General features: G+C 42.8%; 8 protein-coding genes. 1 reads left to right on the top strand and 7 read right to left on the bottom strand.

What is annotated here, in order from left to right; all coding sequences use genetic code 11:
- Window positions 1–98 precede the first annotated feature (98 nt).
- The 4 genes from F6K37_RS20190 to folK all read right to left on the bottom strand — a co-directional run bounded on the left by F6K37_RS20190 (window position 99) and on the right by folK (window position 2610).
- Window positions 99–716, bottom strand: a complete 618-nt coding sequence (locus F6K37_RS20190) for a dihydropteroate synthase (protein ID WP_008184317.1) — start codon at window positions 714–716, stop codon at window positions 99–101.
- Window positions 704–1084, bottom strand: a complete 381-nt coding sequence (locus F6K37_RS20185) for a dihydropteroate synthase (RefSeq protein WP_008184318.1) — start codon at window positions 1082–1084, stop codon at window positions 704–706. The genes F6K37_RS20190 and F6K37_RS20185 overlap by 13 nt, the downstream gene beginning before the upstream one ends.
- Window positions 1085–1173: 89 nt before the next feature.
- Window positions 1174–1905 (bottom strand): bifunctional dihydropteridine reductase/dihydrofolate reductase TmpR, encoded by a 732-nt coding sequence (gene tmpR / locus F6K37_RS20180; protein ID WP_008184320.1) that lies wholly within the window; start codon window positions 1903–1905, stop codon window positions 1174–1176.
- Window positions 1906–2097: 192 nt separating this feature from the next.
- Entirely contained in the window at window positions 2098–2610 is a 513-nt protein-coding gene (gene folK, locus F6K37_RS20175) for a 2-amino-4-hydroxy-6-hydroxymethyldihydropteridine diphosphokinase (RefSeq protein WP_008184322.1), read from the bottom strand.
- Between the two features lie 98 nt (window positions 2611–2708).
- On the opposite strand from folK, the gene F6K37_RS20170 reads away from it, so the two are divergent.
- Complete coding sequence (locus tag F6K37_RS20170; RefSeq protein WP_008184324.1) at window positions 2709–3353, top strand: L-threonylcarbamoyladenylate synthase; 645 nt, start codon at window positions 2709–2711, stop codon at window positions 3351–3353.
- On the opposite strand, the gene F6K37_RS20165 is transcribed toward F6K37_RS20170, so the two are convergent.
- From F6K37_RS20165 to F6K37_RS20155, 3 genes are all read right to left on the bottom strand, one after another.
- Window positions 3337–4521 carry a TauD/TfdA family dioxygenase gene (locus F6K37_RS20165; RefSeq protein ID WP_008184327.1) on the bottom strand — a complete coding sequence of 395 codons (1185 nt, stop codon included), beginning with the start codon at window positions 4519–4521 and terminating at the stop codon, window positions 3337–3339. The genes F6K37_RS20170 and F6K37_RS20165 overlap by 17 nt on opposite strands.
- 16 nt (window positions 4522–4537) lie before the next feature.
- Window positions 4538–5389 carry an NAD(P)-dependent oxidoreductase gene (locus F6K37_RS20160; protein ID WP_008184329.1) on the bottom strand — a complete coding sequence of 284 codons (852 nt, stop codon included), beginning with the start codon at window positions 5387–5389 and terminating at the stop codon, window positions 4538–4540.
- A gap of 36 nt (window positions 5390–5425) precedes the next feature.
- Window positions 5426–5898: aminotransferase class III-fold pyridoxal phosphate-dependent enzyme (locus F6K37_RS20155; RefSeq protein ID WP_287251728.1), on the bottom strand; the 473-nt coding region annotated here is incomplete at its 5' end.

The raw sequence follows: 5898 nt of genomic DNA, 5'->3' as shown, positions 1-5898 counted from the left end.
TCTATTTTTAAGGCTTTTTGAAGTATTGTTTTTTGCTCTTGTGTCAGATAATTTTTTGCTGGCATATTTCCTATTATTGGGTTATTTATTAATTTTTATTATACCAATTTAAATGCCGAACAGCTTAGCACTGCAAAAAAAGGTTCAGCACTTCTGAATTCTTCTCCAAAACATTCAAAAGCATGGGGGAGGGCATGACACACGGGAAACCCTAATTTCCGAAGACGAAAAGTATTTAAAAAGGTTTTCATTTTAAAACGGATGCGTAGGGCGCTATCTTCGAGATTTTTGTAGTAAAAACCTAACCCGGCATCAACAAAAATTTTCCTAACACCAAGTTGAGTAGCTATTTCAATTTTCTTGGCAAAATAATCATACATTAAGTCGGTTGGGTCGTTGCCAAAATTAAAGTCATCAACTTCTCTGACGTTTTTTCCTTGAACGTAACAAATGATAACCCCAGCATCGAACTCGGATACCTGTTTATAAATTTCCTGATTGTCTTGGGAACCAGTTAAATTGATGATATTTGCTCCAACTTTTAAACATTCCCTAGCCACTTGAGGATAATAGGTTTCAATAGAAGTTAATACACCTTCTTGATGGAGGGCTTCCAGCACAGGCAAAATTTTACTTTGTTGCCTCACATCTTCTACTCTCTCAGAGGTTGTCTGAGCAGTCTCATTTGCTACATCAAAGCCCCCTAAATCCCCCAATTTTGGGGGACTTTTACCAGCAAATAAATTCTTTTTCCCCCCAGAATTGGGGGGATAGGGGGGCAAAATTCAGTATCAAACAACTTTTCAGATATCCTCTCAGCATGGGGCAAAGTAGATTCAGCACCAATATCTACAAAATCCGCTCCTTGGGCTGTTAACATTATGCCACGACGAATCGCTTGTTCTGAACTTAAACAGACACTTTCCCTGTACCAAGAATCACTAGAAAGATTAACTACTCCTAAGATAGCTTTTTGAGAATTAAAATTCAAATGTTTGTTGCCAATGGTAAATTCTTCAACTTTTACGTTTAAGGAATCCTTATACTGTTCATTAATTTCGTATAGATGTTCTATAGTAAGCATGTTTATCCTATTAAAAATGTTTTTATCTTCTCTTGATGCAGTCGCTCATGGGGGAAACCCCCAAGACCGCGCTGCATCGCTTGGTAATACTATAAACTCCAGCCGCCAGAAACTTCTACTACTTGTCCTGTGATGTAATCAGCCTCAGGACTGATAAAAAACCAAGCAGCATGGGCTATTTCTGACAATGTAGCAGGGCGTTTTGCTGGTAATTTAGGCATAGCATCCTGCCAATCATCATCGTATTCAAAGGAATTCTCTGCTATTCCTGGAGATACCACGTTGGCAGTAATCTTATCTGTAATTAGCTCTTTAGCAAGGGACTTAGTATAAATAATGATGCCAGTTTTAGCGATCATATAAGCTGTATTAGTACCACGGGCAGTGACATTATGGGCACTGGCAGCACCAATATTAACAATGCGACCCCAACCTGCGGACTTCAGGTAGGGAATTGCGGCTCCAGTGACATAAAAAGTAGTATTGAGGTTGGAATCAATTACAGAATGCCACTCTTCTACTGAGATTTGGCTAGTAGGTTTACTCAAATAGTTGCCCACATTATTAACAACTACCGATAAACCCCCTAGTTGTGCTGCTGCATTTTCTACCAACGACTTGGCTTGATCAGGTTTGGTGATATCTGCTTGTAGGGCGATCCCTTTTACTCCGTGAGTCGCTGCTTCCTGAGAAGCTTGCTTGGCTGCTTGTTCACTGCGGTTATAGTGAAATGCAACATCAAATCCCTTACTAGCTAAATCAATAGCGATCGCTTTTCCAATTCCCACTGCTGATCCGGTCACTAAAGCTTTTTTCAGCATTGTCTTTGTTCACCATTGTTTTTCAGTTTATACTGCTTGATTTACTCCATCAGCATTGTTTTTGTATTGGTTTTAAACCAAATCTATATACAAATCTATAGACTATCATTCATCGGCATTAGGTTAGGTTGCCTTGCCTTATTTTTTTCGGTTGTTATTATAGTCTATCAACCGGATTTGATATCCTAAAAATTAATACCGAGTAACTCCGTAAATATCTAACCTTTCGAGAAGTTGGGATACTTTCATTCCCCAGACTGGTTCTACCCAATCAGGAGCAATTTCGGCCAACGGCACTAACACAAAGGCTCTCTCTCTCATGCGTGGGTGAGGTATTGTTATATCAGGAGTATCTAGAATCAGGTTACCAAACAAGATTAAATCCAAATCTAAGGTTCTTGCTCCCCAATGTTCCACACGAACTCTACCAAACTTTTGCTCTGTTTCTAGCATAGTCTCTAGCAACTTTTGGGGACTTAGTTGTGTGTCCACTAGGGCGCAACCATTGATATAATCTGGTTGCACAGGTCCAATAGGTTTAGTTTTGTACCAACTGGAGCGGGTTTTGACAGTAATGCCTGGAGTTTGATCGAGTTCGATCAGAGCAGCTTCTAATGTGGCTTGAGAATCACCGAGGTTACTACCTAGTGCGATCGCGCTAAGGGTACTTTTCGTAGTTGATAATATTTCGGGATTAGATACCATACAGCTCCTCAAAGAAGAATTTGTGGCAAGCTAATCTTGTACAATATTTTATAATACCATAGAAACATTCAATAGCTCGACAAAAATTTTAAGATCCTATGACAGAGATTTTACCTGCTGATGATCAAGCGGCACGAAATAAAGCAGTTGATTTGCTCAAAAAGGGCGATGTAGTGGTTTTCTCAACCGATACTATTTATGGCATTGGAGCCAGCATTGCTAAGGAATCAGGTATTAAAAAGATCTTCGAGGTGAAATCGCGATCGCCAGATAAACCCCTGATCATTTATGTCGCCAGTTTTGAACAACTGCAACAAGTGACTCAAGAAATTCCTGAAAGTACCATCGAGTCACTCCGTAAAATTTGGCCGGGGGCAATGTCTGGCATCTTCCCCAAGACTGACATTGTGCCACCATTTGTGACATCAGGTAAAGACACAGTAGCAGTCCGAATCCCTAACCATCCCCTTTGTTTGGAATTGGTGCGTCAGGTTGGGGCTCCCCTAGCGGTAACCAGTGCTAACGTTTCAGGGATGGAGACTCAGAAAACAGCCCCTGAAGTAGCTGCACAATTGGGAGAGCGAGTTCCACTGGTTCTGGATGGAGGGCCAAACCCCGAACAACAACCTTCTACCCTGGTTGATTTTACAGGGTCACCGGCTCAGCTATTGCGCGAGGGTGCCTGGTCTTTCTCGAAACTCCGCCAAGCCATTCCTGATTTGCAACCTATCCCTGAAAGCTGAGATTTTTCTCAAGAAGCCGTCGCCAGCTTTGGAAATAATCCCGGTCTACTGAACAGTAGCGCAAATGGCGGCGCTGGTTTTGTATTCCGATTGCATTGCGTCCGTGTAGGATACGGTGGTTGTCAAACATCACCAGATCTCCTGGTTGTAGACCTTGTTTGAGGCAGTATTTCGGATGGGTATAGAGCTGCATTAGCTTTCTGTATGCGGCATAAAATGGCTCGATAATCTCCTCTGGTAAGTCCAAGGGAGCAGGAAATAAATTGCTAATCCGAACTTCCTTCAAATTACCACCACTATCGAGGCAAAAAACTGGACTGCTGAACCGCATATCAATGCGATTGCTATAATATTTTCGGAAGGGAACTTCGTAACGACAGAGTAGATCGAATGCCTCCCTATCTTCCTGACGCAGCACCTCTGCTATTTGGAAACCATCCACAAAGGTAGACTGACCGCTGCCATCGTTGTTTGCCATTAAACAGTGGAAGAAAATAATTCCAGGTGGTGCATATTGATAGGCATCATCTGTGTGGGGTATGAGGTTAATTTGGGAGTTAGCAACACTTTTCTGGCTTTCCTCTGGGTCTACAACAATCTCGAAAACACGCCCGTAATTGGTTTCCAATAAAGGACCAAAGGACTGAGCCAAAGATTCGAGTTCTCCCTTCTGAGTAGGCACGTTTCGCACAAAGCAAATCCCGTAATCTCTCAGGTGTTTTAGTAGTTGTAGCCGATGTTTATCCCCAGTTTGGACTTCTTCATAAGCAATCTGGGGCAGGTTAGTAACAATATTGCTATCCCAAAGAATAGGTCGATGCTGACGATGCTCTCTCTCGGTAGCAGAATAGCAGTGCTGTCGCAACCACTGAGCATCATAGATGCTTTTGTGACCGTCCGGTTTCCATACTATTTCCAGTGCGTTGCCACTATCCCAACGAACTGACAGGGGTTTTATATCTAAGGGAACATCAACGAGCCGAAAACGCTTTTCGCCATGTTTGGGATCCCCACAACCAGAGCAATAACAGTTATCCCGAAGCCAAATATAGTGAAAAGTACTTCGATGACCGTCGCCCCAATCAACGAACAGTTTTCTGTGGTCTTGTTGGACTTTGGAGATTTGATATTGTTGGGAAAGGTCAATCGCCAAGTTACTATAACTCATCGCTTTCTTCTTGCTACTACAAATCCATCATCCGAGTAAAACTTTTATCCCCACCATAGGTTGTACAAGCCTGTTGTAAGACCTCGCATAGACGTTCTGAAAACTCTAGAGAGGTTTTAAAGCTTTGATTGAGTTCATTAACTAAACAGGCATCCTTGTGAGCTAAGTTCAAGGTAAATGCTGGACCCGGATTCCCTTCTAATATAGAGGGAAGTAATTTTTCCGCGACCCAGCTACTACCCGAACCTGCTTGAATCATGTTTGTGAGTTGTTTGGGATCAATTCCTGCTTCTTGTCCTAAAGACAGCACTTCTCCCAGGGCTTTAGTATTGATGAAGCAAAGATAATTAATCAGCAATTTGGAAAGGATAGCATGGGAGAGTGGTCCTACATAATAAATTTGCGAACCAATGGCTTCTAATATGCCTTTGATTTTGTCAAACGTTGCTTCATTTCCCCCCACATACATTGACATTGTTCCTTTCTGAGCTGCTGGTGCGCCTCCAGAAACAGGGGCTGCAATGGAGTCAATTGTTTGCTCGGATGCCAAGGTAGAAATCTTGTTCATAATTTCTATGGAATTGGTTCCAGTATCGAGCCAAATCGTTCCAGGACGGGCATGGGCAATTACTCCAGCATCTCCCAACATCACAGATTCCAACTGCTTTGGCCCTGGCAGACTGGTCATGATCACATCCGCATCACTTGCTACCTCTGGGATGGAATTGCGCCAACTTGCTCCCGCTGCAATTAAAGCTTCAGCTTTTTCAGGTTGGATGTCGTACACCGCAACTTCAAAGCCTTTTTTTAGCAGATTGGCAACCATACCACTGCCCATATTACCCAGACCAATAAATCCAATTTGCATGGGAACTTTCTCCTATTTCAACTATCGATGAGGTGATTAACCTTCGTAGGCTTCATCAGCAATTTTCAAAGCATCATCAATGATGGCAAACCCTTCTTCAAGCTGCTCTTCATTAATACAAAGTGGGGGAGACATAAACACCCAATTCCAACGCATCAGACCGTGCAAACCAAGCTCTCGAAGACGGGCAGCCATTTTACCCATGACCACCATTTCGTGGGGTTTAGCATTCCAAGGAGCCAAAGGTTCCCTTGTTTCTCGGTTCTTGACGCACTCAATCAATCCATACAGTCCCAAACTACGGACATCCCCCACTGATGGATGTTTTGCCTTCATTTCCTGTAACTTTTCTGCCATGCGATCGCCCATAATCCGGCTGTTTTCCACCAGATTTTCTTCTTCATAAACCTTCATGGTCGCCAGGGCTGTAGCGCAACCAATGGGATTACCGCTGAATGTTAGCCCACAGACGAAGGGGTTGGTTTCAAAGTGGTCGGCGATATGCTGCC

The sequence above is a fragment of the Moorena sp. SIO4E2 genome (assembly GCF_010671945.1).
GTDB classification, from domain to species: Bacteria; Cyanobacteriota; Cyanobacteriia; order Cyanobacteriales; family Coleofasciculaceae; genus Moorena; species Moorena producens.
This window is presented reverse-complemented; position numbering and strand designations above follow the sequence as displayed.